Source organism: Pradoshia sp. Z4_20 (assembly GCF_058216035.1).
In genome coordinates this window covers 436,250-462,787 of the sequence record NZ_JBZAJD010000002.1, presented here as the reverse complement: position 1 = coordinate 462,787, position 26,538 = coordinate 436,250, and the positions used below count along the sequence as shown (strand labels likewise).

General features: G+C 37.8%; 24 protein-coding genes. 23 read left to right on the top strand and 1 reads right to left on the bottom strand.

What is annotated here, in order from left to right; all coding sequences use genetic code 11:
- Positions 1-32: 32 nt before the first annotated feature.
- Positions 33-494, bottom strand: a complete 462-nt coding sequence (locus AC4BHP_RS08195; RefSeq protein WP_139891303.1) for an N-acetyltransferase — start codon at positions 492-494, stop codon at positions 33-35.
- Positions 495-894: 400 nt separating this feature from the next.
- Here AC4BHP_RS08195 and AC4BHP_RS08190 point away from each other — a divergent pair, with 400 nt between their 5' ends.
- The 23 genes from AC4BHP_RS08190 (at position 895) to AC4BHP_RS08080 (ending at position 26,531) form a co-directional block, all read left to right on the top strand.
- Positions 895-1,794, top strand: coding sequence for a 2-dehydropantoate 2-reductase (locus AC4BHP_RS08190; RefSeq protein WP_148629540.1), 900 nt, complete (start codon positions 895-897; stop codon positions 1,792-1,794).
- Positions 1,795-2,184, top strand: coding sequence for a DUF3397 domain-containing protein (locus AC4BHP_RS08185; RefSeq protein ID WP_077247941.1), 390 nt, complete (start codon positions 1,795-1,797; stop codon positions 2,182-2,184). It abuts the gene before it with no gap.
- An 80-nt stretch (positions 2,185-2,264) separates the two neighbouring features.
- The gene (gene bshC, locus AC4BHP_RS08180; RefSeq protein ID WP_490551848.1) at positions 2,265-3,890 is read left to right on the top strand and encodes a bacillithiol biosynthesis cysteine-adding enzyme BshC; all 1,626 of its coding nucleotides are present in this window, start codon (positions 2,265-2,267) and stop codon (positions 3,888-3,890) included.
- A gap of 275 nt (positions 3,891-4,165) precedes the next feature.
- Entirely contained in the window at positions 4,166-4,597 is a 432-nt protein-coding gene (gene mraZ, locus AC4BHP_RS08175) for a division/cell wall cluster transcriptional repressor MraZ (protein WP_066102303.1), read from the top strand.
- A gap of 31 nt (positions 4,598-4,628) precedes the next feature.
- Complete coding sequence (rsmH, locus tag AC4BHP_RS08170; protein WP_066102300.1) at positions 4,629-5,561, top strand: 16S rRNA (cytosine(1402)-N(4))-methyltransferase RsmH; 933 nt, start codon at positions 4,629-4,631, stop codon at positions 5,559-5,561.
- A 38-nt stretch (positions 5,562-5,599) separates the two neighbouring features.
- Positions 5,600-5,950, top strand: a complete 351-nt coding sequence (gene ftsL, locus AC4BHP_RS08165) for a cell division protein FtsL (RefSeq protein ID WP_066100720.1) — start codon at positions 5,600-5,602, stop codon at positions 5,948-5,950.
- Complete coding sequence (locus tag AC4BHP_RS08160) at positions 5,950-8,154, top strand: penicillin-binding protein (protein WP_139891301.1); 2,205 nt, start codon at positions 5,950-5,952, stop codon at positions 8,152-8,154. Before ftsL ends, AC4BHP_RS08160 begins: the two co-directional genes overlap by 1 nt.
- Positions 8,155-8,278: 124 nt before the next feature.
- Complete coding sequence (locus tag AC4BHP_RS08155) at positions 8,279-10,207, top strand: stage V sporulation protein D (protein ID WP_066100713.1); 1,929 nt, start codon at positions 8,279-8,281, stop codon at positions 10,205-10,207.
- Between the two features lie 216 nt (positions 10,208-10,423).
- The gene (locus tag AC4BHP_RS08150) at positions 10,424-11,914 is read left to right on the top strand and encodes a UDP-N-acetylmuramoyl-L-alanyl-D-glutamate--2,6-diaminopimelate ligase (RefSeq protein ID WP_139891300.1); all 1,491 of its coding nucleotides are present in this window, start codon (positions 10,424-10,426) and stop codon (positions 11,912-11,914) included.
- 4 nt (positions 11,915-11,918) lie between these two features.
- A complete protein-coding gene (gene mraY, locus AC4BHP_RS08145) occupies positions 11,919-12,893 on the top strand; it encodes a phospho-N-acetylmuramoyl-pentapeptide-transferase (protein WP_140461236.1) in 975 nt (324 codons plus the stop codon).
- 1 nt (position 12,894) lies between these two features.
- Positions 12,895-14,247, top strand: coding sequence for a UDP-N-acetylmuramoyl-L-alanine--D-glutamate ligase (gene murD, locus AC4BHP_RS08140; protein WP_490551847.1), 1,353 nt, complete (start codon positions 12,895-12,897; stop codon positions 14,245-14,247).
- A gap of 140 nt (positions 14,248-14,387) precedes the next feature.
- Entirely contained in the window at positions 14,388-15,488 is a 1,101-nt protein-coding gene (gene spoVE, locus AC4BHP_RS08135; protein WP_490551846.1) for a stage V sporulation protein E, read from the top strand.
- A gap of 183 nt (positions 15,489-15,671) precedes the next feature.
- Entirely contained in the window at positions 15,672-16,760 is a 1,089-nt protein-coding gene (gene murG / locus AC4BHP_RS08130) for an undecaprenyldiphospho-muramoylpentapeptide beta-N-acetylglucosaminyltransferase (protein ID WP_490551845.1), read from the top strand.
- A gap of 472 nt (positions 16,761-17,232) precedes the next feature.
- Positions 17,233-17,979, top strand: coding sequence for a cell division protein FtsQ/DivIB (locus tag AC4BHP_RS08125; protein WP_257468950.1), 747 nt, complete (start codon positions 17,233-17,235; stop codon positions 17,977-17,979).
- 445 nt (positions 17,980-18,424) lie between these two features.
- The gene (gene ftsA / locus AC4BHP_RS08120) at positions 18,425-19,714 is read left to right on the top strand and encodes a cell division protein FtsA (RefSeq protein WP_490551844.1); all 1,290 of its coding nucleotides are present in this window, start codon (positions 18,425-18,427) and stop codon (positions 19,712-19,714) included.
- Between the two features lie 37 nt (positions 19,715-19,751).
- Positions 19,752-20,903 (top strand): cell division protein FtsZ, encoded by a 1,152-nt coding sequence (ftsZ, locus tag AC4BHP_RS08115; RefSeq protein WP_066100689.1) that lies wholly within the window; start codon positions 19,752-19,754, stop codon positions 20,901-20,903.
- A gap of 381 nt (positions 20,904-21,284) precedes the next feature.
- On the top strand, positions 21,285-22,214 hold the full coding sequence (spoIIGA, locus tag AC4BHP_RS08110; RefSeq protein WP_490551843.1) for a sigma-E processing peptidase SpoIIGA: 930 nt from the start codon (positions 21,285-21,287) through the stop codon (positions 22,212-22,214).
- 67 nt (positions 22,215-22,281) lie between these two features.
- Positions 22,282-23,001 (top strand): RNA polymerase sporulation sigma factor SigE, encoded by a 720-nt coding sequence (gene sigE, locus AC4BHP_RS08105; protein WP_066100683.1) that lies wholly within the window; start codon positions 22,282-22,284, stop codon positions 22,999-23,001.
- A 152-nt stretch (positions 23,002-23,153) separates the two neighbouring features.
- Positions 23,154-23,930 (top strand): RNA polymerase sporulation sigma factor SigG, encoded by a 777-nt coding sequence (sigG, locus tag AC4BHP_RS08100; protein WP_066100680.1) that lies wholly within the window; start codon positions 23,154-23,156, stop codon positions 23,928-23,930.
- Between the two features lie 331 nt (positions 23,931-24,261).
- On the top strand, positions 24,262-24,513 hold the full coding sequence (locus AC4BHP_RS08095) for a YlmC/YmxH family sporulation protein (protein WP_066100677.1): 252 nt from the start codon (positions 24,262-24,264) through the stop codon (positions 24,511-24,513).
- A 12-nt stretch (positions 24,514-24,525) separates the two neighbouring features.
- The gene (gene pgeF, locus AC4BHP_RS08090; protein ID WP_490551842.1) at positions 24,526-25,392 is read left to right on the top strand and encodes a peptidoglycan editing factor PgeF; all 867 of its coding nucleotides are present in this window, start codon (positions 24,526-24,528) and stop codon (positions 25,390-25,392) included.
- A gap of 4 nt (positions 25,393-25,396) precedes the next feature.
- Positions 25,397-26,071, top strand: coding sequence for a YggS family pyridoxal phosphate-dependent enzyme (locus AC4BHP_RS08085; RefSeq protein ID WP_066100674.1), 675 nt, complete (start codon positions 25,397-25,399; stop codon positions 26,069-26,071).
- A 16-nt stretch (positions 26,072-26,087) separates the two neighbouring features.
- The gene (locus tag AC4BHP_RS08080) at positions 26,088-26,531 is read left to right on the top strand and encodes a cell division protein SepF (protein WP_066100673.1); all 444 of its coding nucleotides are present in this window, start codon (positions 26,088-26,090) and stop codon (positions 26,529-26,531) included.
- Positions 26,532-26,538: the final 7 nt, after the last annotated feature.

Below are 26,538 nucleotides of genomic sequence, written 5' to 3'. Positions count from 1 at the left end.
AAAGCTTTCTCGCTGGAAAGCTTAAAGTCAATCTATTTATCATTATTAGGCTGCCAAATCAGTGGGTTCTCTCCTAAATCTCTTTCCATATCATACTCTACAGGTTCGAAGCCCTGTTTTTCCCAAAAAGTACGCGAATGGACTCTTGGGTTTGTTTTGATCGGCAGGCCAAGGTCTTTGGAGAATTGGACGAGCATGGAGCCGTATCCCTTTTTTTGATAATCCGGTAAAACTTCAAGCTTCCATATTTCGTAGTAATCCTGTGGAGGGTCAAAATATTTATCAAACCTGGCATCGATTTTATAAAGACTCATCCTGGCCACTAATTTATCCCCAAAATAGATGCCGTAAAAAGGTGATTCGCTATTATCTTCAATAAGATTTGCTTGCAGATCTTCTAGCATGGATAATTCCTGCAAACCATATTCCTTAAATTTCTTGAATTCTTCAAGCGTGCGGTAGTTAACGCGTAATTTTTCAACCTTTACACTCACTTCATAGCCCCCTTAAATGTATGTGAAAAGTTTATACTTATATTTCCATTATAGCTAAATATATAGAAAAATCATAATTAATTTTTAGTCGTCAGGACGGCTACTGAAACACTGGTTGAGTGAGTGATCGGCCGAATAAGTGTGAATAAGTGTGAAATTCAGCCGAATAAGTAGGTAATCCGGCCAATCGACAAAGAAATAGAGCGGAGTTCATGATTAATCCAGCCACAAGAATGAAGTGGTTGATAAGCGATTATGCTATTCCTCCAAACTACAAGGAAATAGAGAGGAAGCCATCGATAATTCAGCTAAATGACGATTGACTAAAACAGGATGGAGTTTCTTTTCATCATACATAGCAAATGTTACAATTATTGCAAAAGATCACTTGGAGGAAAACATGAGGATTGGGATAATAGGAGGAGGGGCAATTGGATTATTGGCAGCCTCCAAGCTGAGTGATAACCATCAAATTACGCTATTCACGCACACATCATTACAAGCGGACGAAATTAATGAAAAAGGAATTACCCTAATTGACATGCAGGGTGAGGTTAATTATAAAAATATTAATGCGGTATGTATTGATGATTCGGAACATTTAATTCAAAGACAAGAAATCATCATTCTAAGCGTAAAGCAGACCGCTCTCATAGAACTATGGTCTCTACTAGAAGAGAATGCATCTGCAGTTGTCTTTTTACAAAACGGTATGAGCCATTTCGCTCATTTACCTGAATTGCTGGTTTCCACAATCTATACTGGGATTGTGGAGCATGGTGCCATTCGGGAAAATAATCATACGGTTCACCATACAGGAATTGGAATGATAAAAATGGGCTTATATAGAGGAAGGAAGCTGCCGGGTATGGAATATTTGGATACGGATGGTTTTCCGGTGCAATTGCTCCCTGATATCAAATCAATTCATACTGAAAAATTGATTATTAATTCTGTTATAAACCCGTTGACCAGTATATTAGGGGTTCGCAACGGTGAATTAATAAAAAATACATATTACATTAAGCTGTTGAAATCCATCTGTCAGGAGGTTTGTCATTCGTTATTAATTCCGGAAACTGAGCATCAGATTTATTTAGAGAGAGTTATTACAATATGTGGTCGAACAGCTAAGAATACCTCTTCTATGTTAAGGGATCTTCAGTTGGGTAAAAAAACTGAAATAGAGGCAATCCTTGGATATTGTATTCGCGAAGCAGATAAGAATGATATCCCAGCACCTCAATGTAAAATGCTGTTTAATATGGTGCGTGGTATGGAAGAAAGTGAGGAGATGTGAGTGGACAGCTTATTAGCAGGCCTTATCGCTATTTGCGTAATCATGCCAATTATTGTTTATTTGACCGTATATACAATTTCCCGACAGATGCTTAAAAATAACAAAAAGGCAGTCAGGCTTTCTGCCGACGCTACGACGGTTTTTTTGATTATGGCAGTTCATTATGCAATCATCGCTCTTTTTGAACATTCATACTTATGGATTATTTTAATTGTCTTGATTATAATCGCTTCCGCTGTGTTGTTTATGCATTACAAAGTAAGGGAAGAGGTTGACTTGAAAAGAGTTTTCACTGGTTTTTGGAGAGCTTCATTCCTGTTATTCTCTGCCGCCTATTTTTTATTGGCCGCAATTGGGATTCTTGAGAGAATAGTAAAAGTATTTACATAGGCGAGTAGCAATACCTTTTAAAGCTTTCAAAGGGAATGATATACTGTTATATGAATTTGTTCAAAAGGAGACAACCATTGATGATGGAATACATAAAAATGAATCTTCCAGCTATGAATAGTTTTGCATCTGACTATATCAAGGGAAGTATAAATAAATCTTTTGCAGAGTATGATTGGAAGAATGAGAAGCATATTCAAGATCGGGCGGATTGGCTTGATGGTCGAACTTATCCACGAGATGAAATGGCAACCTATATTGAATCCTTCATGAGTAAATATGGAATATCAGAGCAAGTAAAGGAAAATATCGATGCCTTGCGTGAGGATGCTTTAGTAATCGTTGGGGGCCAGCAAGCAGGATTATTGACTGGACCGCTGTATTCTATTCATAAAGTTATCTCGATTATAAAATTGGCAAAGGAACAAAGTGAAAGATTAAATAAAAGGGTAGTCCCAATCTTCTGGATTGCTGGTGAGGATCATGATTACCAAGAGATTAATCATGTTTACGCTGAAGAGGGGCATGAAACTAAAAAAATCGTGTACCCGGAAAAACCTTTATCGAAAAAAATGATATCTGATATTAATATGAATCCGGATATAGCGAAAGATTGGCTGCAGGATGTATTTTCCTTATGGGGAGAGACAGAGCGTACGAACGAATTGCTGGATTGGGCGGAAAAAGCAATTGATCAATCCGAAACTATCACCGATTTTTTCGCTATTCTTATAAATGATCTCTTTAAAATGCATGGTCTCTTAATGGTGGATTCAGGTGACCCAGGCTTTAGGAAGCTGGCTGGGCCTGTCTATCAGCAAATTGCTTATGAAGCAGGAATTAGCAAAGCCGTAATTGAACAGCAAAATCTTTTGAAAAAAAACGGATATAATCCGATTATTGATCTTGATGAACAATGTACGAACTTATTTTACTACGAGCCTTCAACTCTTAACCGGCTGCTGTTGGAACGTGAAGAAGGTTCAAGTGACTTAATTGGGAAGGGAAGCGGAATTAAATTATCACAAATAGAGCTGGATCGTTTACTATCTAAACATCCAGAGTATTTCAGTACAAATGTTGTATCTCGTCCACTTTTACAGGAAAAACTGTTTCCTGTCTTAGGATTTATAGCTGGACCCGGCGAGATTGCCTATTGGAGTGAAATTAAACCTGCGTTTGCCATGACTGGAGAAAAGATGCCACCGATATGGCCTCGACTTTCCTTTACGTTATTGGAAGGAAATATTGAAAGATTATTAGAGGAACTTAATCTTCCCTTGGAAAAAGTTTTGAGAAAAGGTTGTTCAGAGGATAGGGAGTTCTATCTGGAAGAATTGCGTAAACAGGCTCCGGATACATATAGCAGTATAATTAAAAATCTGGAATCTGCTCATCTTACGTGGCAACAAAAAGCGGTTGAATTCGATAAAGGATTGGAACCTCTTTTCGAAAAAAATCGCCACTTGATTAAAGAACAGCTCCTTTTTATGCAGAAAAAGGTGGAGAGCCATTTAGAGAGAAAAAATGAAGAAACGATTGCAAAATACAATCGTGTCGAAAATAGTCTCCATCCGGCAGGCGGCCTGCAGGAAAGAATTCTCAATCCGTTTTACTTTTTCAATCAATATGGGACATTATGGGTCGATTGCCTCTTGGCGGAATCGCTCGATTTTGATGGGTCGCATTATGTCGTAACCATATAAAGATGCTGTAAGAACTTAAGTGGAGATTTGCTTCGTTTGACAATAAATAAAGAGTGAATTATGGAAGCTTTTGTCCAAATAGAACATAAAAAAACAGATAATAATATCTAGAAAAAACTGTCTTAGAAAGGCAGTTTTTTTTGTTTTTCTAGGCTTGGCTGAAATCAATGAATCATAGTCTGAAATTTTATTCAAATATTAAAGTTTTTTTATATAAATTGTGGAGAAAAGTGGGGCGATGTGGTACTCTAAGGTGGAGAAGTGGGGTGAAGGACATGTTCATGGGTGAATACCATCATTCAATTGATTCAAAAGGACGCATAATCATACCTTCTAAATTTCGGGAAAGTTTAGGCGATATGTTTGTAATTACACGCGGCCTTGATCAATGCCTGTTTGGATATCCACTGGATGAATGGTCTCAACTTGAAGAAAAACTAAAAGGCCTTCCACTTACGAAGAAGGATGCAAGAGCATTTACCCGTTTCTTTTTTTCAGGTGCGACTGAATGTGAACTGGATAAACAGGGACGTGTGAACATCCCGGGACCACTTTTAAACTATGGAAAATTGGAAAAAGAATGCGTAGTTTTAGGAGTATCTAACCGGATAGAAATATGGAGTAAATCAATATGGGAAGAATATTTCTCGGAATCAGAAGAATCTTTCTCAGAGATTGCTGAAAATATGATTGGTTTTGATATTTAATGCGCATACTTCCTTTCAGGAAGGTGAAGAAATGTTTAATCATACGACTGTACTATTAAAAGAAGCTGTGGATGGACTGAATATAAAACCTGACGGTATCTATGTTGATTGTACCCTTGGGGGCGCAGGACACAGTGAATTAATTGCGAAGTCTTTATCCGGACAAGGAAGATTAATATCGTTTGACCAGGATGAGACTGCATTAAAGCATGCAGAGAAGAAGCTAGAGCCTTATATGGACAAGGTAACATTAATTAATAGTAATTTTGTTTATTTTGATGAAAAACTCACTGAATTAGGTATTACAAAGATAGACGGTATTCTATACGATCTGGGTGTTTCATCTCCTCAATTTGATACCCCGGAAAGAGGATTCAGCTATAACCATGACGCATTACTTGATATGCGAATGGATCTATCATCTCCTTTAACAGCTTATGATGTAGTGAATAGCTGGACATACGAAGAGTTGGTCCGAATTTTCTTTAGGTACGGTGAGGAAAAGTTTTCGAAACAAATTGCCCGCAAAATCGAACAAGCCAGAGAGATTGGGCCAATTCGTACAACCTTTGATTTGGTAGATATTATTAAGGAAGCTATCCCTGCTCCAGCAAGGCGAAAAGGCGGACATCCCGCTAAGCGAATCTTTCAAGCCATACGAATAGCCGTGAATGATGAACTGAGAGTTTTTGAAGTATCTTTAGAAAAAGTGCTTCCTATGCTCAATAAAGGCGGCAGAATTTCAGTGATTACGTTCCATTCGTTGGAAGATCGGATTTGCAAAAGCTTCTTTAAAGAACATTCGGAATTACCGCCAATGCCACATGGATTGCCGATTATTCCAAAAGAATTCGAGCCGGATTTAAAGTTGATAACCAGAAAACCGATTTTACCGAGTGAAGAAGAAGTGGAAGCGAATAAAAGAGCGCGTTCAGCTAAATTAAGAATAGCAGAAAAGAAATGAATAGATTATGAAAAATTATTTAATGGGAGGGGATAAACTTGAGTAGTTTAGCAAGAAAACTTCAGCAAGAACAGCAACGTCATGTAGGAACAACAACAAAGAAGGTTAAAGTAAAAGGCGGCATTACGATTGGTGAGAAGATTCTATATTTAACGTTCTCATTGTTTATCGCTTTCTTTGCTGTAAAAATCATTTCCGCACAAGCGAATATATACTCAACGAATAATGAAATTATTGCTCTTGAAAGCAAGATAGAGAATCAGGAAAAGCTTAATAAAGATTATGCAGATCAAGTGGCGGAGTTAAGTACATATGACCGAATCTGGCAAAAAGCAAAAGAATTGGGATTAACACTAAAAGATAAAAATGTTAAGGTAGTGCAAGATTAATGAGTAATCGAAAAAGCCGCAATAGGGGAGCAGCACTCTTATTTGTAATATTTGGGCTGCTTTTTTGTGTAGTATTTTTTCGCTTTTTGTATATTCAGTATACTGGTGTTGCCGGTGGACAGGAGCTTGCTGCTAAAGCGCAGGATAAGTATGAAGTCACCCGTACCTTGTCGGCACAAAGAGGAACGATTGTTGACAAAAATGGTGAGGTGCTGGCAAGGGATACGTCAACCTATAAGCTAATTGCCCTCCTTAATTCATCTGTAACTGAAAATCCGAAAAAGCCAAAACATGTTGTAGATAAGGAAGAAACAGCAAGAGTATTGGCTGAGCACATTGATATGGATGAAAGCGAAATATTAAGTCGTTTGAACAAAAAGGGACTTTATCAAACTGAATTTGGTGCTGCTGGACGTGATTTAACCCATCAACAAAAAAATGATATCGAAGGATTAAATTTACCAGGTATTACGTTTGTAAAGGATACGAAGAGATTTTATCCGAATGGAATCTTCTCCTCACATGTAATAGGGTTTGTTGAGAATAATGAAGAAACAGGGAAAACAACTGGAGCGTTAGGGCTAGAAAAAGAATTGGATAAGTATTTACAGGAAGAGGATGGATCTATCAAGTTTGAGGGTGACCTATGGCGAAATATTCTTCCTAATAAAGAGACGGTAGTGAACGAACCTTCGAATGGAGCTTCTGTTCAGCTGACGCTCGATAAAAAAATTCAAATCTTTTTAGAAGACGCAATGTCGGAAGTCAATAAGAAATATAACCCAACTAAAATGATTGGTGTCGTAGCAGATCCAAAGACAGGGAAAATATTGGCTATGTCACAGCGCCCTACTTTTGATTTAAACACAAGGGATGGACTTGCAGATACCTGGCAGAATCTAGCGGTTGAAGAATCTTTTGAGCCAGGTTCTACCATGAAGATTTTTACGTTGGCTGCTGCTGTTGAAGAAGGAGTATTTAATCCTAATGAAAAATATAAATCAGGCATGTTTAAGATTAAAGGTTCTAGACCGATAAGAGACCATAATGGTGGAGCAGGGTGGGGGACGATTAGCTATCTAGAAGGGGTTCAACGTTCTTCAAATGTTGCTTTTGCTAAATTGGCTGATGAAAAAATCGGAACTGAAAAACTTTTAACATACTTTGAAAGCTTTGGTTTTGGTAAAAAAACAGGTATTGATCTCCCGAGTGAAACGACCGGTAAATTTGTTTATAAATATAAATCTGAACAAATCACGACTGCCTTTGGGCAGGGTTCAACTGTTACACCGATCCAAATGATTCAGGCAGCAACTGCCGTCGCAAATGACGGAAAAATGATGAAGCCCTATGTAGTTGAAAAAATTGTGGACTCCAACACGAAAAAAGTATTGAAGGAAACGAAACCTACTGTAGCAGGCAAACCGATTTCCAAGGAAACGGCAGCTGAGGTGCGTGATATATTGGAAACGGTCGTAACCTCTAAACATGGAACCGGTAAGCCATATAAATTGGATGGCTATGATGTTATAGGTAAAACGGGAACGGCTCAGATTCGCAGTCAAACTGGCGCGGGTTACGCTACTGGTCATGAAAATTATTTATTTTCTTTCTTAGGAATGGCACCGAAGGATAATCCTGAGGTTGTAGTATATGTGGCTATTCAACAGCCGAAAATCAGCGCTAGTGAGTCTGGTTCAGCCCCAGTTTCCCAAGTATTTAACTCAGTAATGGAAAATACATTAAAGTACCTAAATATTAAATCAGATAATACAAAGAAAAAATCCACTAGTGAAGTTCCTGAATTAAAAGAAACGAATGTTGAGACTGCTAAGGCGAAGGTTGAAGAGCTTGGCCTGACACCTATTGTTATAGGGAAAGGGATGAGTGTTTCTAAACAATCGCCGAGTGCAGGATCTCAGATTATTCAAGGAGAGAAGGTTCTTCTTCTGACCGATGGCGACTTAACAGTACCTAATTTTTCAGGATGGTCAATTAGGGATGTTATGAAGGCGGCTTCCTTAATGGAGGTGGAGTTAAATACTTCAGGCTCCGGGTATGCTGTTACTCAAAAACCAAAAGCAGGAACAAAATTGAAGGATGATACTTTCCTAGTTGTTCAATTTGAGAATCCTAAAACCATATATGAAAAATCAAAAGAGAATAGTTCAAAAACCAAGGAAGAGGATGTAGAATCCGATTAGATTTATTTCAGAGCCTGATAGCTTTTAAAGCTATCAGGCTCTTTTTTTCTTTTCATAATGTGCATACATAAACCAAAGGGTACAAGCATACAGTGAAAAAGAGTCGTGCATTGGAGGGATGGGCATGAGAGCATCAAATATTACTGTCAGAAAACGATTAATCGCAGCATTGTTGATCGGATTGTTCGTATTTCTGGTAATCATCATCAGACTAGGATATGTTCAGTTTTATTTAGGAGATTTTTTGACGGGCTTAGCTAAAGATTCGTGGAGCAGAAATGTTCCATTTGAGCCAAAACGGGGAGAGATCAAGGACCGTAATGGAGTGGTTTATGCTACTAATAAATCCGCCCCTACTGTTTATATTGTCCCTCGCCAGGTGGTGAATCCAGCGGATACAGCTAAACAAATAGCCTCAGTACTGAATATGAGGACGGATAAAGCTTTTAAACTCATAACCTCAAATACGTCTATCGTAAAGATACCTGAAGGCCGAAAAATCAGCCACAATAAAGCAAAGGAAATTAGAAACTTAGATTTAAAAGGAGTCTATATTGCTGAGGACTCAATTCGTTATTATCCTAAAGGATCTACACTGGCACATGTTCTTGGATTTGCGGGTATCGATAATCAAGGATTGATGGGCCTTGAATTGGCCTATGATGATGAGCTGAAGGGACAAAAAGGGTATGTTAAGTTTTATGCTGATGCAAAAGGAAAACGGATGGAGAATATGGCTGATGACTATAAAGCTCCAGCAAATGGGTATGATTTAAAGCTAACAGTTGACAGCAGAATTCAAACGATTATTGATAGAGAACTGGAAATTGCCGAAGAAACATATAACCCCGATGGTATTGTTGCTATTGCCGTTAATCCTAATACAGGAGAAATACTAGCAATGTCGAGCAGGCCTACATTTGATCCGTCGAATTTTAGAAATGTGGCACCTGAGGTTTATAATCGGAACTTACCTGTATGGAGTACCTATGAGCCAGGTTCTACATTTAAGATTATTACGTTGGCCGCAGCGCTTGAAGAAGGAAAAGTGGATTTGAAAAATGATCATTTTTATGATCCAGGCTATACAAAGGTAGGCGGAGCTAGTTTAAGATGCTGGAAACGGGGGGGACATGGATCTGAAACATTCCTTGAGGTAGTACAGAACTCCTGTAACCCTGGGTTCGTTGAGCTTGGTCAAAGACTCGGAAAAGAAAAATTATTTAATTATATTCATGACTTTGGATTTGGAGAAAAAACGGGTATTGATTTACAGGGAGAGGGGAAAGGGATTTTATTTAATATAAATCGAGTTGGCCCGGTTGAACAGGCAACAACTGCTTTTGGCCAAGGAGTCTCAGTTACACCAATCCAACAGGTGATGGCTGTGTCGGCGGCGATTAACGGCGGAACACTTTATACCCCCTATATCGCAAAAGAAATTGTAAATCCTGTCACAGGTGATACCATCATTAAGAAAACTCCAAAGGCGAAAAGGAATGTTATCTCAAAGGAAACTTCAAAGGAAATTCGTGAAGCTCTTGAAACAGTAGTGGCACAAGGTTCAGGGAAAGGTGCATTTGTTGATGGTTATCGAGTTGGCGGGAAAACCGGTACAGCTCAGAAGGCTCAAAACGGCAGATACCTAGAAAATAATTTCATTGTCTCATTTATCGGGTTTGCACCAGCTGATGATCCGCAATTGGTTGTCTATTTAGCGATTGATAATCCAAAAGGAACGGTTCAATTTGGAGGGGTCGTAGCAGCTCCTATTGTTGGAAGGATCATGAAGGATAGTTTGCCGGCACTTGGTATTGAGCAGCGTAAAAATCAAGTAGAGAAAGAAAAAAACTATTTAGATCCGAGAATGGAAGAAGTTCCTGATTTGATTGGAATGACACTAAAGGATTTGGGTGAGCAATATTCTACCTTCAAAGTAGAAAAGTCTGGGAGCGGAAATCGGATTGTGCAGCAATCACCGCAAGCAGGTGTCAAATTGAAAGAGGGTTCTTCCATCCGAATATATCTGGAAGAGGATGATACAGAGGAATAATAGGTTATAAAAGTGGTGCTGCTTTCAGGATATTTCTGCATAGAATAACAAATTGGCAGCTGATAAAAGTTCTTTTCAGCTGCCTCTTCGTAATCTGAAAAAAGTGTAAGCGGTTATTCTTTTACCTGACTAGAAGATTATATACTTTATTATTTCTAAACGGCTTAAATTACGATACAATAGTGAAGATTGCTTTAAAAAGAAAGGAACAGTTTTATGAAACTCGATGAATTAATCTCTAGAATACCGTTTAAACAGAAACAGGGAGATGGCAACCCTCTTATTTCATCCATTGAGAATGACCACCGCAAGGTAAAGGAAGGCAGCTTGTTTATCTGTATTAAGGGATATACTGTCGACGGCCATGATCTTGCAGAAGAGGCGGTTAGAAATGGAGCAGTCGCTATTGTTGCAGAGAAGCCTCTATCACTCTCTGTACCTGTCGTAATTGTTAAAAGCACACAAAAGTTAATGGCTTTACTGGCTGATTTCTTTTATGGCCACCCTACACAAAAGCTTAATCTAATCGGAATTACCGGAACAAATGGAAAAACAACAATTAGTCATCTGGTAGAAAGAATATTTCAGGATGCAAACTATACAACAGGTTTAATCGGAACCATGTATACGAAGATTGGATCTGAAAAGTTCGAAACAAAAAATACAACACCTGATAGCCTAACCTTACAAAAAACATTTGCAGATATGGTGAACAATCGTGTACATACTGCAGTTATGGAAGTATCTTCGCATGCACTCGATATGGGGCGTGTATTTGGCTGTGATTACGATATTGCTGTTTTTTCAAACTTAACACAGGACCATCTTGATTATCATGGAACAATGGATAATTACCGTTATGCAAAAAGCTTATTATTCTCACGTTTAGGAAATACTTATCAGGATAATAAGCCGAAGTATGCCATTTTAAACGCTGATGATTCAGCATCCATCATGTTTGAAAAATCAACTTCTGCTAGTGTGGTAACATATGGAATTATTCAAAAAGCAGATGTTAGGGCAACTGATATTATTATTACTTCAGAAGGAACAAAATTTACTTTGACAACGCCAGACCATAGCTGTCCAATAACAATCCCGATGATTGGAAAATTCAACGTATACAATTGTCTTGCTGCCATTGCTGTTGGACTTGTTTCAGGTCTTCATATCAAACAGATCTTATCGTCTTTACAGAATATTAAAGGAGTGACGGGGCGTTTTGAGCCGGTCTTCGGAGGACAGGAATTTACAGTTATAGTAGATTATGCACATACACCTGATAGCTTGGAAAATGTTCTGAAGACAATCAATGAGTTTGCTTCTAAAAAAGTATATACGATCGTTGGCTGCGGTGGTGATCGTGATCGTACAAAACGTCCAATTATGGCTCGGGTAGCATGTGAATATAGTTCAAATGCCATATTCACCTCTGATAATCCGAGGAGTGAAGATGCTTTATCCATTCTTTCTGATATGGAAAATGGTGTCGCCGGCTATGATTACAAAGTTATTGCTGATCGTAAGGAAGCAATTTATGATGCCGTGTTTAGTGCTGAACCTGGTGATGTAGTCCTGATTGCAGGAAAAGGTCATGAAAATTATCAAATCATTGGTAAGGAAGTTCTTCATTTTGACGATAAAGAAGTCGCATTAGAAGCAATTGAACAGAAATTAAATTTGAACCGAAGAGACGAAAGGGAGTAGAACCATGCTGGAGCAAGTTTTATTTTTTACTATACTCGTATCATTCTTAATTACGGTTCTTCTCTCCCCTATTTTTATACCGTTCCTAAGACGTTTGAAATTTGGTCAGAGTATTAGAGAAGAAGGACCGAAATCCCATCAGAAAAAAACAGGTACACCTACGATGGGAGGGGTTGTATTCTTACTGTCAATCCTTGTTACAACCCTTGTAATGACTGGTAAATTTAGAGATCCGGGTACTGAAACCTATTTACTGCTATTTGTAACCATCGGTTTTGGTTTACTTGGTTTCCTGGATGATTTTATTAAAATCGTCATGAAGAGAAATCTTGGATTAACATCTAGACAAAAATTGCTTGGGCAAATAGTTATATCTTGTATCTTTTATTTCATTATGAGACAGAGCAATATGTCTACTGAAATTAGTATTCCATTGACTGATTACAGCATTGATTTTGGATGGTTTTACATCTTTATTATTATTTTCTGGTTAGTCGGGTTTTCGAATGCTGTCAATTTAACTGATGGTCTTGATGGGTTGGTATCTGGGGCTTCTGCTATCGCGTTTGGAGCATTTGCTGTATTAGCCTGGAATTTAAAAGAATATGATATTGCTTTATTCTGTGTAGCTGTTGTCGGGGCTGTGTTGGGATTCCTAGTTTTTAACGCTCATCCTGCGAAGGTGTTTATGGGTGATACGGGATCACTTGCCTTAGGTGGAGCTATTGCGACAGTGGCGATATTGCTAAAATTAGAATTACTTCTTGTTATTATTGGCGGTGTTTTTGTTATTGAGACTTTATCCGTTATTATTCAGGTAGCTTCTTTTAAAACGACAGGTAAGCGTGTATTTAAAATGAGTCCATTACACCATCATTATGAATTAAGCGGATGGTCAGAGTGGCGTGTAGTTGTAACGTTTTGGACGGTTGGCTTACTTTTCGCTATTTTAGGAATCTACTTAGAGGTGTGGTTATAATATGAAGCAAATAAATGATTATTTAAGAAAAAAAGTGCTTGTCCTCGGGCTGGCAAAGAGCGGGGTAAGTGCGGCTTCACTTTTGCATAAACTTGGTGCTTTTGTAACTGTAAATGATTTTAAGCCTTTGAATGAAAACCCAGAAGCTCAAGGTTTACTGGAAGAAGGTATTAAGGTCGTTTGCGGAAGCCACCCGATTGAATTATTGGATGAAGGATTTGAATTAATCGTAAAGAACCCTGGAATCCCGTATACGAATCCGATGATACAGGAAGCACTGAAAAAGAATATAGAAATTATTACTGAAGTAGAGCTTGCTTATCGAATATCTGAGGCTCCTTTTATTGGAATAACAGGTACGAATGGAAAAACAACTACGACTACATTGATCTATGAGATGCTTGAACGCGGAGGGAAAAAGCCGCTTATTGCTGGGAATATAGGAACGGTAGCAAGCGGCGTGGCTCAGGAAGCAACGGCGGAGAATGTTATAGTAATTGAATTGTCCTCGTTTCAGTTGATGGGAATTCAAACGTTCAGACCTTATATTTCAGTCTATTTAAATCTATTTGATGCCCATTTGGATTATCATGGGACGAAAGAAGAATATGCATTCGCTAAAGCGCAAATAACCAAAAACCAAAAAGAAACTGACTTCATCGTGTATAATGCCAACCAGGAGCCTACTAAAAAGGCTGCAGAGGGCTCAGGCGCTATTTCAGTTCCATTTAGTACTGAAGCAGTGGATGAAACGGGTACTTACACGAAAGACGGATTTATTTGGTTCAAGAATGAAAAGATTATCGCTATAGATGAGGTAGTATTGCCTGGTAAGCATAATCTGGAAAATATTTTATCCGCTGTAGCTGCCGTTAAATTATATGGTGTAGCTAATGAAGCGATTCAAGATGTACTAAAAACATTCAGCGGTGTTAAGCATCGTACTCAATTTGTTGCAGAAATAAATGGACGAAAATTTTATAACGATTCCAAAGCAACAAATATTTTGGCTGCGTCAGCCGCTATATCCTCGTTTAAAAGTCCATTAATCCTGTTAGCCGGAGGCTTGGATCGAGGAAATGAATTTGATGAATTAATTCCGCTTCTCACTCATGTTAAGGCAATGATTGTTTTTGGAGAAACAGCTGAAAAATTAACGAAAACTGCACAGAAAGCAGGGATATCTATAATCAAACATGTCGATAATGTAGCTATAGCTGCCGATGAAGCATATAAACTTTCAGAAAGTGGCGATACTATTTTACTTTCACCGGCATGTGCGAGTTGGGATCAATATAAAACTTTTGAAGCCCGGGGAGACATGTTTATGGATGCCGTGCATAAGTTAAAATAGGGAGCTTGTTCAAGAGTCAGTATTTCTCATGAAAGGCGCTGCCCAAATGCAATAGAGACGATTTTGAAGTCGTCTCTTTTTGTTAGCATTTATCAGGCCCAGAAATACTTCCCTAATTTAAAACAAAGAGGTGCATGGAAGTGCCTGCAAAAAAAACCACTCCTGACTTTATTTTAATCATCGCAATGTTTTCCTTGCTTTCAATAGGGCTAATCATGGTCTACAGCGCCAGTGCAATATGGGCTACCTATAAATTTGATGACACCTTTTTCTTTGCAAAGAGACAATTATTATTTGCAGGTGTAGGAATTGTAGCTATGCTGGTTATTATGAATATTGATTATTGGAATTGGAGAAGATGGGCAAAACCTTTAATCATCATTTGTTTTATTTTATTGTTGGTGGTGCTCATCCCGGGAATAGGAACATTAAGAAATGGTTCGAGGAGTTGGATTGGAGTAGGAGCTTTTTCCATTCAGCCTTCTGAATTTATGAAGCTGGCAATGATCGTCTTCCTCGCTAAATTCTTATCTGAAAGACAAAAGTACATAACTTCTTTTAAGAAAGGTTTAGCACCCTCGTTAGGTCTTGTCTTTTTAGCATTTGGGTTAATTATGATGCAGCCTGATCTTGGAACAGGAACTGTAATGGTAGGAACATGTATAGCGATGATTTTTATTGCAGGTGCCAGGATAAGTCACTTCGTCGGTCTTGGAATGCTTGGGGTGGCAGGCTTTGTTGTACTTGTTATATCTGCACCTTACCGGATGAAGAGAATCACATCATTTCTTGACCCTTGGCAGGACCCTCTCGGGAGCGGATTTCAAATCATTCAGTCACTCTATGCTATTGGACCTGGCGGTTTGTTTGGGCTGGGACTGGGCCAAAGCAGACAAAAGTTCTTTTATTTGCCTGAACCGCAAACAGATTTCATCTTTGCGATTCTCTCCGAAGAACTGGGTTTTATAGGTGGTTCACTAGTAATACTCTTATTCTCTCTCCTGTTATGGAGAGGTATCAGAATCGCGCTTGGAGCACCTGATTTATTTGGAGCCTTTTTAGCAGTTGGAATCATCATTATGATTGCCATACAGGTGATGATCAATATTGGTGTTGTGACAGGACTTATGCCAGTTACTGGGATTACATTGCCGTTTTTAAGCTATGGAGGTTCTTCGTTGACCTTGATGTTAATGGCGGTTGGTGTATTGCTCAATATAAGTAGGTATTCTAATTATTAGAGTGAAATGAAGCTGATCCATTTGGCTTCTTTTTTTTTACAGATTATCATTATTTAAGTATAATGGTATTTTTAAGTAATATATATAATGAAGAACCTATGTAAACCTGGTTTAGAGTGTAGTAGAATATGGGTAAATCATATAGTTAGAAACAATGTATGTTAAGTGAAAGGTGAATCAATCATGAAAATAGTATTAAGTGGTGGAGGTACGGGAGGACATATATATCCTGCACTGGCCATGGCAAGAGAAATTAAGAAGTTAAATCCGGAGGCATCTTTTTTATATATAGGTACCGAAAAAGGATTAGAAAAAGACCTCGTTAGTCGAGAAGGTCTTGATTTTAAAGCTATTGAGATTACAGGATTTAAACGATCTTTAAGCTTGGAAAATGTTAAAACAATATGGCGCTTCTTAAAAGGTGTTTCAAACAGCAAAAAACTATTAAAAGAGTTTAAGCCGGATGTCGTCATTGGGACCGGTGGATATGTATGTGGACCGGTTGTTTATGCAGCGTCCAAAATGAAGATTCCAACGATTATACATGAACAAAATAGCGTGCCAGGTTTAACAAATAAATTTTTAAGTCGATATGTTAATAAAGTGGCTATAAGCTTTGAAGAGGCTAGGCAATATTTCCCGAAGGAAAAAGTGGTCTTTACTGGAAATCCGAGGGGTTCAGAGGTTGTTTCACATATTGGCTCAAATGCAATTCAGCAGTTAGGCATTAAGAAAGGCATTCCTTCTGTGCTCATATTTGGAGGAAGCCGTGGAGCAAAAGCAATTAATGAAGCTGTTTTAAAAAATATTGAAGTATTAAAGGATAAACCATACCAAGTAATATATATAACTGGTAACGTTCATTATCAATCTGTAAAAGAAGAGCTTGATTTAGTTGGAACTCCAGATAATGTAATTGTAAAACCATTTATACACAATATGCCGGAAATACTGCCTTCAGTTGATTTGGTTGTATCGCGAGCAGGAGCGACCACTTTGGCTGAATTAACAGCATTGGGAATAGCCAGTATCCTGATTCCAAGTCCTTATGTAACGAATAATCATCAGGAAAAGAATGCACAGGCTTTAGTGCAAAAAGGGGCAGCAACCATGATAAAAGAAAGTGAATTGAATGGTAGCACCTTAATAAAAGCGATTGATGAAATAATGCTCGATACAGACAGGATTGAATCTATGAAGAAGTCAGCGAAGCAAATGGGTATACCTGATTCGGCTGAGCGTTTATTAAAAATGATGCAGGATCTGCAGTAAATAAATAGGACTAAATGAAATCAAAGAGGAATAAAAATCTTGATTCTAAAGATATCAAGCAGGACTTACGGTTAATGACTTATACTTATGTTCTTTTCTATTGTGATTAAAGGACTCATTAGATATGTTGGTTTTACCTTCTGATGGCCTGCTATGAAAAATGAATACCTCGTCCCTTCCGATTCATGATAATCCAATCGTCCTGTTTTTTAACCGTTGGAATCGGAAGTGGATTTCTTGATTCATTCCTTTAAAAAAGCAGAAAAAAATAAGAGATTATATGTTATAATTTTCTCATAATTGATGCGTTATCTATCAATTTTTGGTAAATGAGTTCTTTGAAATTTAAAAATAAAATCTTCACCCATCGATATAATTTTGCAATAATACCTATATATCATGGTGAGAATATTTTATTATGTATATGTAAAACGACGAGGGTATGCAGATTCTTAGTTGTTGGTTAAATGAGGTGTTTGTATTGGATAAGAATTTGGTATCTCTTGAAGATCGAATTCCTAAATTGAAACAGATGAGAAAAAAGAAAGCAAATAGGCGCCTAATCGGGCTGTTGACGATTTTCTTTTTACTTATATTCAGTATTATCTATTTGCAATCTCCATTAAGTCGAATCCAATCTATACAGGTCGAAGGCAATGCGTATTTGACAGATAAAGAAATCATTGAGCAAAGCGGTTTGGAAGTAGAGGATAATATTTGGGAGATTAAAGGTGACAAAATTGAAACAATGATCAAAAAACATCCTGAGATTGAGGATGTCAAATTAAAAAAAGGATTTCCGAACCATATAACATTAGAAGTCAGTGAATATAAATACACCGCCTATGTACAAAAGGGAAAGGAATATTATCCAATATTATCGAATGGTAAGATATTGGACAAGAAGTTAAGCCATATTCCTGATTCAGGGCCTTTACTTGTTTCATTTAAAGAGGGGAAACCATTGTCAATCGTTATTGGACAGCTTGAAGAAATGTCCGAGGATGTGATGAACTCAATATCTGAGATTCACCATAATCCATCTAAGACTGATAAAACGAAAGTAACTCTTTACATGAATGACGGTTTTGAAGTAACTGCGAGTGGGGAAACTCTTGCTGAGAAGCTGGTGCATTATGCTGCAATTGTGAGTCAATTGGAGGAAGGCAGCAAAGGGGTTATCGATCTCGAAGTTGGTTCATATTTTCATTCTTATTAGTCAGATTCAAAGAGTGAAAAATGAATCTAATTCCAAGAATTGTATTTAGGAACATTAAAAGAATCATTGAATGTAATTTTTAAGTCAACTGATATAGAAAATGAATTTTTAGGACATACCGTATTATTTTAGTAGCTTAATTTTCTGAAATAAAACAGAATGAATTGGTCAGATGTGAGAAAATTCTTTTTTTATATGATATATGCTACAAATTTGACTTTTCTAGGCGTTCATATTGGTGTAGACTTGTAGTTAATAAGGTAATATGAAATAACAAATTGTTTTTCTGAAATATTTCTTATCTTTAAAAAACAGACATTCTTTATACATTCTGATATTTTACAGGAAATAACAGGATAATAAAGGGTTTTGGCGAATAGTTGTTTTGTAGGGTTTCAAAAAGCTCAAACATAATATAGATAGCTATTAAAGGAGGTGCCAAAGGGTGCACAACAATGAAATTTATGTTAGCCTTGACATCGGTACATCCACTGTGAAAGTGATAATAGGAGAAATGGAAAATGACTCCTTGAACATAATCGGTGTGGGTAATGCAGCATCTGAAGGCTTGAAAAAAGGTCAGATTGTTGATATAGATGAAACTGTCAAATCCATTCGAAAAGCAGTTGAACAAGCTGAAAGAATGGTAGGGATGGAGATTCGTAAAGTGATTGTCGGAATCAGCGCCAATCATATTATGCTTCAGCCATGCCATGGGGTAGTCGCTGTATCCAATGACAATCGAGAGATTACAGAAGAGGATAAAACTCGTGTTAGAGAACAGGCGGAATTAGTCACAATTCCTTCTGATCGAGAAATTATTGATGTTATTCCTGTTCATTACAAAGTGGATGAAATAGATGAAATCAGCGACCCAAAAGGTATGACTGGAGTTCGCCTTGAAATGAGGGGCGTATTAATTACCGGACTCAGAACCATTTTACATAATACCCTTCGGGCTGTAGAACGTGCAGGATTAGAAATAACTGATATTGCACTGCAGCCTATGGCGGCCGGCTCACTTGTTTTATCCAAGGATGAGCGTAATCTTGGAATAGCCCTAGTTGATATAGGCGGCGGTTCTACACAAGTCGCTGTATTTGAAGATGGGGAGTTAAAAGGAGCTACAGTTATCCCGCTTGGCGGAAATATTATTACAAAAGATATCAGCATTGTGTTAAAAACACCAACTGATGTTTCCGAACAAATTAAAGTTAGACATGGCCATGCATTTATTGATGATGATGCGGAAGAAGAAACATTCACAGTACCGGTGATTGGCAGCGAAAAACAACAGTCCTGCAATCAATTTATTGTATCTGATATTATGGAAGATAGATTAACAGAAATCTTTGAAATGGTAGAAGATGCTATAGTGAATATGGGTGTAACTGATTTGCTTGGGGGATATGTTCTCACTGGTGGAGTAGTAAAAACCCCTGGTATACTGGATTTAGCACAAAATATTCTGCAAAATCGCGTTCGTGGAGCGGAACCAAATTACATAGGTGTCAGAGAACCTCAGTACACAACTTCTGTTGGTCTTATCACATATGCTTGTAACAAAGCCAGATCGCAAGGCTTGAAGTTAGGAGCGCATACTGTTGCTGCTACCAGAGAAACAACAGAAAAGCGTCCGGCTCAAAAACCAGCTCCAAAAGAAAAAGCACCAAAAAATCCGGAAGATAAAGTGAGTACAAAAATGAAAAAATTCTTCGGAGTTTTTTTCGAATAAGGGAAACACTTTACCGAAAATAATAGGAGGACTTTCCATGCTAGAATTTGATACAAATATTGATTCGTTAGCAACGATAAAAGTAATCGGAGTAGGGGGCGGCGGAAATAACGCCGTTAACCGAATGATTGAACATGGCTTACAAGGGGTAGAATTTATTGCGGTTAACACAGATGCCCAAGCTTTGAATCTATCAAAAGCTGAAATAAAAATGCAAATAGGCGGTAAATTGACACGTGGACTTGGTGCAGGCGCCAATCCGGATGTTGGAAAAAAAGCTGCTGAAGAAAGTAAAGAACAAATTGAACAAGCCCTTCAAGGAGCAGATATGGTATTTGTTACGGCCGGTATGGGCGGTGGCACCGGAACAGGAGCTGCTCCAGTTGTAGCTCAGATTGCCCGTGAGTTGGGTGCCCTGACTGTTGGTGTAGTGACAAGGCCATTTACATTCGAAGGCCGTAAGCGTTCCACGCAGGCTCAGGGTGGAATTGCTGCTATGAAAGAATCTGTTGATACGTTAATTGTTATTCCAAATGATCGATTATTAGAAATCGTTGATAAAAGTACACCAATGCTTGAAGCTTTCCGTGAAGCAGATAATGTTTTAAGACAAGGTGTACAAGGTATTTCTGATTTAATCGCAGTACCAGGATTAATTAACCTTGACTTTGCAGATGTGAAAACAATTATGTCCAATAAAGGATCCGCTTTAATGGGAATCGGGGTTGCATCAGGTGAAAGCCGTGCTGCTGAAGCGGCTAAAAAAGCTATCTCCAGTCCATTGCTTGAAACATCAATTGATGGTGCTCAAGGTGTGTTAATGAACATCACTGGAGGAACGAACTTAAGCTTATTCGAAGTTCAGGAAGCCGCTGATATTGTAGCATCAGCCTCCGATCAGGAAGTAAATATGATTTTTGGTTCTGTAATTAATGAGAATCTGAAAGATGAAATTGTAGTAACTGTGATTGCGACTGGCTTCAATGAAATTGAACAACAACGTCCGGCGGCAAGACCGAACTTTGGCCAATCACGCCCTGCTCCTCAAACGAATCCGATCAAGCGCGAAGTACCTAAGCGTGAGGAATCTTATACTTCAGAACCTAGCAGAAATAATCAAGTGAGCAGCAATACTGATGATACACTTGATATTCCGACATTCTTAAGAAATCGTAATCGTCGTAGATAATATATTTCATAGAGGAAGATGATGATGTAATAGTAAATTACTCATCATCTTTTTTTGTTTTTGTATATATTTTTAATGAGCTGATTTGTAGATTCCCGCTGCAGGGTTTATAGCTCGTTCTATGGATTTAGTCAGATAGTTTCTATTTCAAACATTTTAATTCAGAATCTGATTGATTATCTCAATTCCTTTTTCCACCCCGATAGTTCTAATAGTTCAAATTAAATATGACTGGGGAATTTTTGCAGTAAACCATCGACAAATACTGATGAAAATATAAATAAAAAACGGTTGCACTCTTTACATGAAGTGACAACCTTTTGGATTATGTCAGGTTATAATTTCTCATATGTTCTATTAAAAAAAGTATGGGGAAACAATATGACTATTTATATTGATGCCATTTGGTTTCTCAATTGGGTCTTTGATACAAGTATATTAGTGTGGACTGCGGTTTTACTAAAAAACCAAATTAAATGGATTAGAATGTTAGCTGGAGGTTTAGTGGGATCTATGGTTGTTTGGCTATATATCACTCCCTATTCCTATTTAGCTGATCAAATTTGGCTGAAAAGCATGGTTTCTATTTTGATGGTTTTAACCGCATTTGGTTTTAGAAGTATCCGAGCATTTTTTAAAAGAGTAGTAACTTTATATGCTGTAACCTTTACAATTGGTGGGATCCTCTTAGGCAGTCACTATTTTTTTAGTTTTGAAGTGACTGAATATTTCAACGGATTCACAAGTGGAGCAGGCAGCTTCGGTGACCCGGTCAGTTGGATTTTTGTTATGATTGGATTTCCATTGGCATGGCATTTTTCAAAAAAGCATATTAACATCCTTGATCTTGCCAAGTGGAATAAAGAGCAGAGGGTTACAATGATTGTTGAAATTAATGGCGTGTCATTTGAATCAGAAGGGCTTGTTGACACAGGAAACCAATTACTCGATCCATTATCCGGTTCTCCTGTAGCAATTATTTCACTCTATGGAAGGGAAACAATGATACCTGCGCCTGTATCCAAGTTAATTGACAAAGGGATCCAGAATTTGCATGGCGATTTTGCTGATTTCCCTGATGAGTGGCAAGAAAAAATGAGAATTATTCCGTGTAAGGTTGTTGGGAATGACAGTCAATTGTTAATTGCATTTAAACCAGATGTCCTATCCATTAAAGTAGCCAATGAATGTCGTGAGGTTCAAAAATGTTTAATTTCTTTTACCATGCAGCAATTATCAGGAGAAGGGCTTTTCGATTCCATTGTTCATCCAAAAATGGTACCGGCCGGTGATTCAGCATCTGCCTCTTAATGTAATAATCACTATACTCATTTCAGGAAGAAAATAGACGTTGAGGATTAGGAAAGGGGTTAAACAATTGAGAAATTTCCGCTTTAGACTATCCTATTATTGGACAAAAGTTTTAGTTAAATTAAAGCTCAAGTCAGATGAAGTGTATTATATTGGCGGCAGTGAGGCTCTTCCACCGCCACTCAGTAAGGAAGAGGAAGAAATATTAATTCATAAACTGCCTGCTGGAGATGAAACAGCAAGATCTATGCTAATTGAACGAAATCTTCGTTTAGTTGTATACATAGCACGTAAATTCGAGAATACAGGTATTAACATTGAAGATTTAATCAGTATTGGCACAATCGGCCTTATTAAAGCTGTAAATACCTTTAATCCCGAAAAGAAAATAAAGCTGGCGACATATGCATCAAGATGTATAGAAAACGAAATTTTAATGTATTTACGACGGAACAGTAAAACACGTTCCGAAGTCTCATTCGATGAACCGCTGAATATTGATTGGGATGGGAATGAATTGCTTTTATCAGATGTATTAGGCACAGATGATGATATCATCACAAAAAACTTAGAGACAAGTATTGATAAAAAACTTTTGGCTAAAGCACTGGAACAATTGAATGATCGGGAAAAGCAGATTATGGAATTAAGATTTGGCCTAGTTGGCGGAGAGGAAAAAACACAAAAGGATGTTGCTGATTTACTGGGGATATCGCAATCCTATATCTCCCGTCTTGAGAAGCGAATTATAAAAAGGCTTAGAAAAGAATTTAATAAAATGGTTTAAGGAAGGTGTAAAAAATATTTAGTCGTATAAAAGCTTTATGAATCAGGGAGTTTTCATTTAGTCACTATACGGAAATAATTTTTATGTGCATATAATTCCCTCCCGCGGAGATACTTTACTTTGTACAGCAGCTCCTGCTAGGAGGGAATGGATTGACACGAAACAAAGTAGAAATATGTGGTGTGGATACATCAAAATTACCTGTTTTAAAAAATGATGAAATGCGAGAGTTGTTTAAACAGATGCAATCTGGAGAATCATCATCAGCACGGGAGAAGTTGGTTAACGGTAATCTTAGACTTGTCCTAAGTGTCATTCAGCGCTTTAATAACAGGGGTGAGTATGTTGATGACCTCTTCCAGGTTGGATGCATTGGTTTAATGAAATCGATTGACAACTTTGACTTAAGTCAGAATGTAAAATTTTCTACGTATGCTGTACCAATGATCATTGGGGAAATTCGCCGTTATTTACGGGATAATAACCCGATTAGGGTTTCCAGATCGTTGAGAGATATTGCATACAAGGCTTTACAGGTCAGAGAGAGACTGATGAGTGAAACATCGAGAGAACCGACATCTGAAGAAATTGCAAAAGCTCTTGATGTTACGTATGAAGAGGTAGTATTTGCACTAGATGCAATCCAGGACCCGGTGTCATTATTTGAACCTATTTACAATGATGGAGGCGATCCAATCTTTGTAATGGATCAGCTCAGTGATGAGAAGAGTAAAGATAGCACATGGATTAATGAGATTGCATTAAAAGATGGCATGCGCAGGTTAAATGAGCGTGAGAAAATGATCCTTAAGAAACGTTTCTTCCAAGGGAAAACGCAAATGGAAGTTGCTGAGGAAATCGGAATTTCACAGGCACAGGTATCCCGCTTGGAAAAAGCGGCTATTCGCCAAATGAATAAAAATATCTAGCTGCTGATCAATGAACTTATAATTAAATATGTATTGCCCTTAAGCTATCCTCGTTTGCAGGATAGTTTTTATTTATATTTAAGCCTATTTATTATAGCTGGGCCTCCAATCCTTATGTAAAAAAAGGAACTCAAAATTCTTGCATCACCTGCATCTGTTATTAAAGATTTTATGGTTTTGTAGATAGCCAGATATGAAAGAAACTAAATCCTTTTTTTATAACGTTCAAGATTTGATGGATAGGAGGGCGTGCCAGAGAGAGAAGTTCTTTATTGTTCTTTCCATTCATATAATGCCTGTAACTACAGATCCCGAGTGGAGGAGATAGAGTATGATTAAAATTTCTGAGTTACAAGTCAAAGATATCGTAAATACATTCGATGGAAAACGATTGGGCAATGTTGAAGATATTGAAATTAATCTAAGTACTGGGAAAATAGAAAGTATAACGGTAGCAAACAGTAAAATGCTTTCGTTTTTAAATAAAGAGGAAGACACTGTCATTCCGTGGTATAAAATTAAAATGATTGGAGAAGATGTGATTCTTGTGGAATACAAGGGATATGGAAGTTTTAATGAATAGAAGAAGAAAATTATGCGGGATTATGATAAAATGAAAGAAAAATCGAGGGGTATTAGCTTGGAACCATTTGTTCGTTTTTCCGAATCATTATTGTCGATAAAAGATTGGAAGGATCGGCATCCAAATTTATTGGCGGGATTTACTACGAAGAACGGAGGCATCAGCGATTTTCCGTTTCATTCGATGAATACAGCTTTTCACGTCTTTGATTTGGATGGAAAAGTAATAGAAAACAGGCGTATTCTGGCTGACCAGCTCCATTTTCCTGTTGAAAGATGGGTTGGAGCTGAGCAGACGCATGAAGCTTCTATTTTGAAAATTGAAAAAAGTCATGCCGGGCTTGGAGCTTTAGATTATAAAACAGCATTAAAAGCAACGGATGGTTTATATACAAAAGAAAGCGGAATATTACTGACGCTTTGCTTTGCGGATTGTGTACCCGTATATTTTATGGCGCCAAACCATCATTTGATTGGGATTGTACATGCGGGCTGGAAGGGGACGGTTGCCGGCATAGGTTCATCTATGATTGATATCTGGAGACAGGCTGAAGGCTTACAGCCTGAAGAGATATATGCTGCAATAGGGCCATCTATTTGCCAAAACTGTTATACTGTCGACAAAAAAGTAATTAACTATTTAGAGGTTATACTAGAAGAACAGACAAAAACCGCTTATAATCAAATTACGGAGAATCAATATCAGCTTGATTTAAAGCTGGCGAATGCTTTAATTCTTCAGAAAGCCGGTATTTTACCAGAGAATATTATGACAACTGGTTTTTGTACAAGTTGTGATGATTCTTACTTTTTTTCTCACCGACGTGATGAGGGGAAAACTGGTCGAATGTTGGGGTTAATCGGCTGGAAGGAGGAGTAGGATATTGGAAGTGACGGAAAACCTGCAGATCATTCATGAAAAAATTGAGAGTGCTGCAAAACGTGCAGGTCGTAATCCACAAGATATACAAATAATTGCTGTTACAAAATATGTTTCAACAAAACGTGCTCTAGAAGCCTATAAAGCTGGAATTAAAAACTTTGGTGAAAACCGCCCGGAAGGATTAATAGCCAAGCAAGAGGGTATAAAAGAACGACCAGTTTGGCATTTTATCGGTTCGCTTCAAACGAGAAAGGTAAAAACGATCATAAACCGTGTGGACGTTCTACATTCTCTTGATCGCTTATCATTGGCTGAAGAAATAGAAAAGAGAGCCACTCGCCCGATTGACTGTTTTGTTCAGATAAATGTAAGCGGAGAAGATACTAAACATGGAATACAGCCTCAGGTTGCAATTGAGTTTGTACAACAGCTTGCTGAATTTGAAAAAATTAGGGTAATGGGACTTATGACGATGGCTCCTTTCACAGATGATGAAGAAGAAATACGTACTTGTTTCCGTAAACTCAAAGAATTGCAAGTAGTGATACAAAATATGAAGTTGCCCAATGCCCCATGCACAGAACTCTCAATGGGTATGTCTAATGACTATGAAATCGCCATTGAAGAGGGTGCAACCATGGTTAGAATCGGAACTGCCTTGGTAGGGAATGAATAAAAGAGAGGTGTAAATGATGTCTATCGTATCAAAAATGAAAACGTTCTTTGCACTCGAGGATGAAGAATATGAGTATGAGGAACAATATGTTGAAGAAGAAAAAGTTCCGGCAAAAGTGAATAAACATGATCAGCAGCAAAAACAACAAAATATAGTGAGTCTTCAAAGCATACAGAAATCTTCTAAGTTAGTATTGCTGGAGCCAAGAGCGTATGCAGATGCTCAGGAGATTGCCGACCATTTAAAAAATCGCCGTGGGGTTGTTGTGAATTTACAAAGGATTTCACCAGACCAGGCTAGAAGAATTGTTGACTTTTTAAGTGGGACAGTCTATGCAATCGGTGGGGATATTCAGCGTATCGGGTCAAATATATTCTTATGTACCCCTGATAATGTTGATGTTTCAGGTTCCATCTCTGGATATGCTCAAGAAGATGAACTGGAGGATATAAGGTGGTAAGTAAATA

What these genes read in the sequence shown, in the direction of transcription:
- AC4BHP_RS08190 (WP_148629540.1), top strand. Translation starts at nt 895, where the DNA reads ATGAGGATTGGGATAATAGGAGGAGGGGCAATTGGATTATTGGCAGCC.
- bshC (WP_490551848.1), top strand. Translation starts at nt 2,265, where the DNA reads ATGATGGAATACATAAAAATGAATCTTCCAGCTATGAATAGTTTTGCA.
- mraZ (WP_066102303.1), top strand. Translation starts at nt 4,166, where the DNA reads ATGTTCATGGGTGAATACCATCATTCAATTGATTCAAAAGGACGCATA.
- rsmH (WP_066102300.1), top strand. Translation starts at nt 4,629, where the DNA reads ATGTTTAATCATACGACTGTACTATTAAAAGAAGCTGTGGATGGACTG.
- AC4BHP_RS08160 (WP_139891301.1), top strand. Translation starts at nt 5,950, where the DNA reads ATGAGTAATCGAAAAAGCCGCAATAGGGGAGCAGCACTCTTATTTGTA.
- AC4BHP_RS08155 (WP_066100713.1), top strand. Translation starts at nt 8,279, where the DNA reads ATGAGAGCATCAAATATTACTGTCAGAAAACGATTAATCGCAGCATTG.
- AC4BHP_RS08150 (WP_139891300.1), top strand. Translation starts at nt 10,424, where the DNA reads ATGAAACTCGATGAATTAATCTCTAGAATACCGTTTAAACAGAAACAG.
- mraY (WP_140461236.1), top strand. Translation starts at nt 11,919, where the DNA reads ATGCTGGAGCAAGTTTTATTTTTTACTATACTCGTATCATTCTTAATT.
- murD (WP_490551847.1), top strand. Translation starts at nt 12,895, where the DNA reads ATGAAGCAAATAAATGATTATTTAAGAAAAAAAGTGCTTGTCCTCGGG.
- murG (WP_490551845.1), top strand. Translation starts at nt 15,672, where the DNA reads ATGAAAATAGTATTAAGTGGTGGAGGTACGGGAGGACATATATATCCT.
- ftsZ (WP_066100689.1), top strand. Translation starts at nt 19,752, where the DNA reads ATGCTAGAATTTGATACAAATATTGATTCGTTAGCAACGATAAAAGTA.
- spoIIGA (WP_490551843.1), top strand. Translation starts at nt 21,285, where the DNA reads ATGACTATTTATATTGATGCCATTTGGTTTCTCAATTGGGTCTTTGAT.
- AC4BHP_RS08095 (WP_066100677.1), top strand. Translation starts at nt 24,262, where the DNA reads ATGATTAAAATTTCTGAGTTACAAGTCAAAGATATCGTAAATACATTC.
- pgeF (WP_490551842.1), top strand. Translation starts at nt 24,526, where the DNA reads ATGCGGGATTATGATAAAATGAAAGAAAAATCGAGGGGTATTAGCTTG.
- AC4BHP_RS08080 (WP_066100673.1), top strand. Translation starts at nt 26,088, where the DNA reads ATGTCTATCGTATCAAAAATGAAAACGTTCTTTGCACTCGAGGATGAA.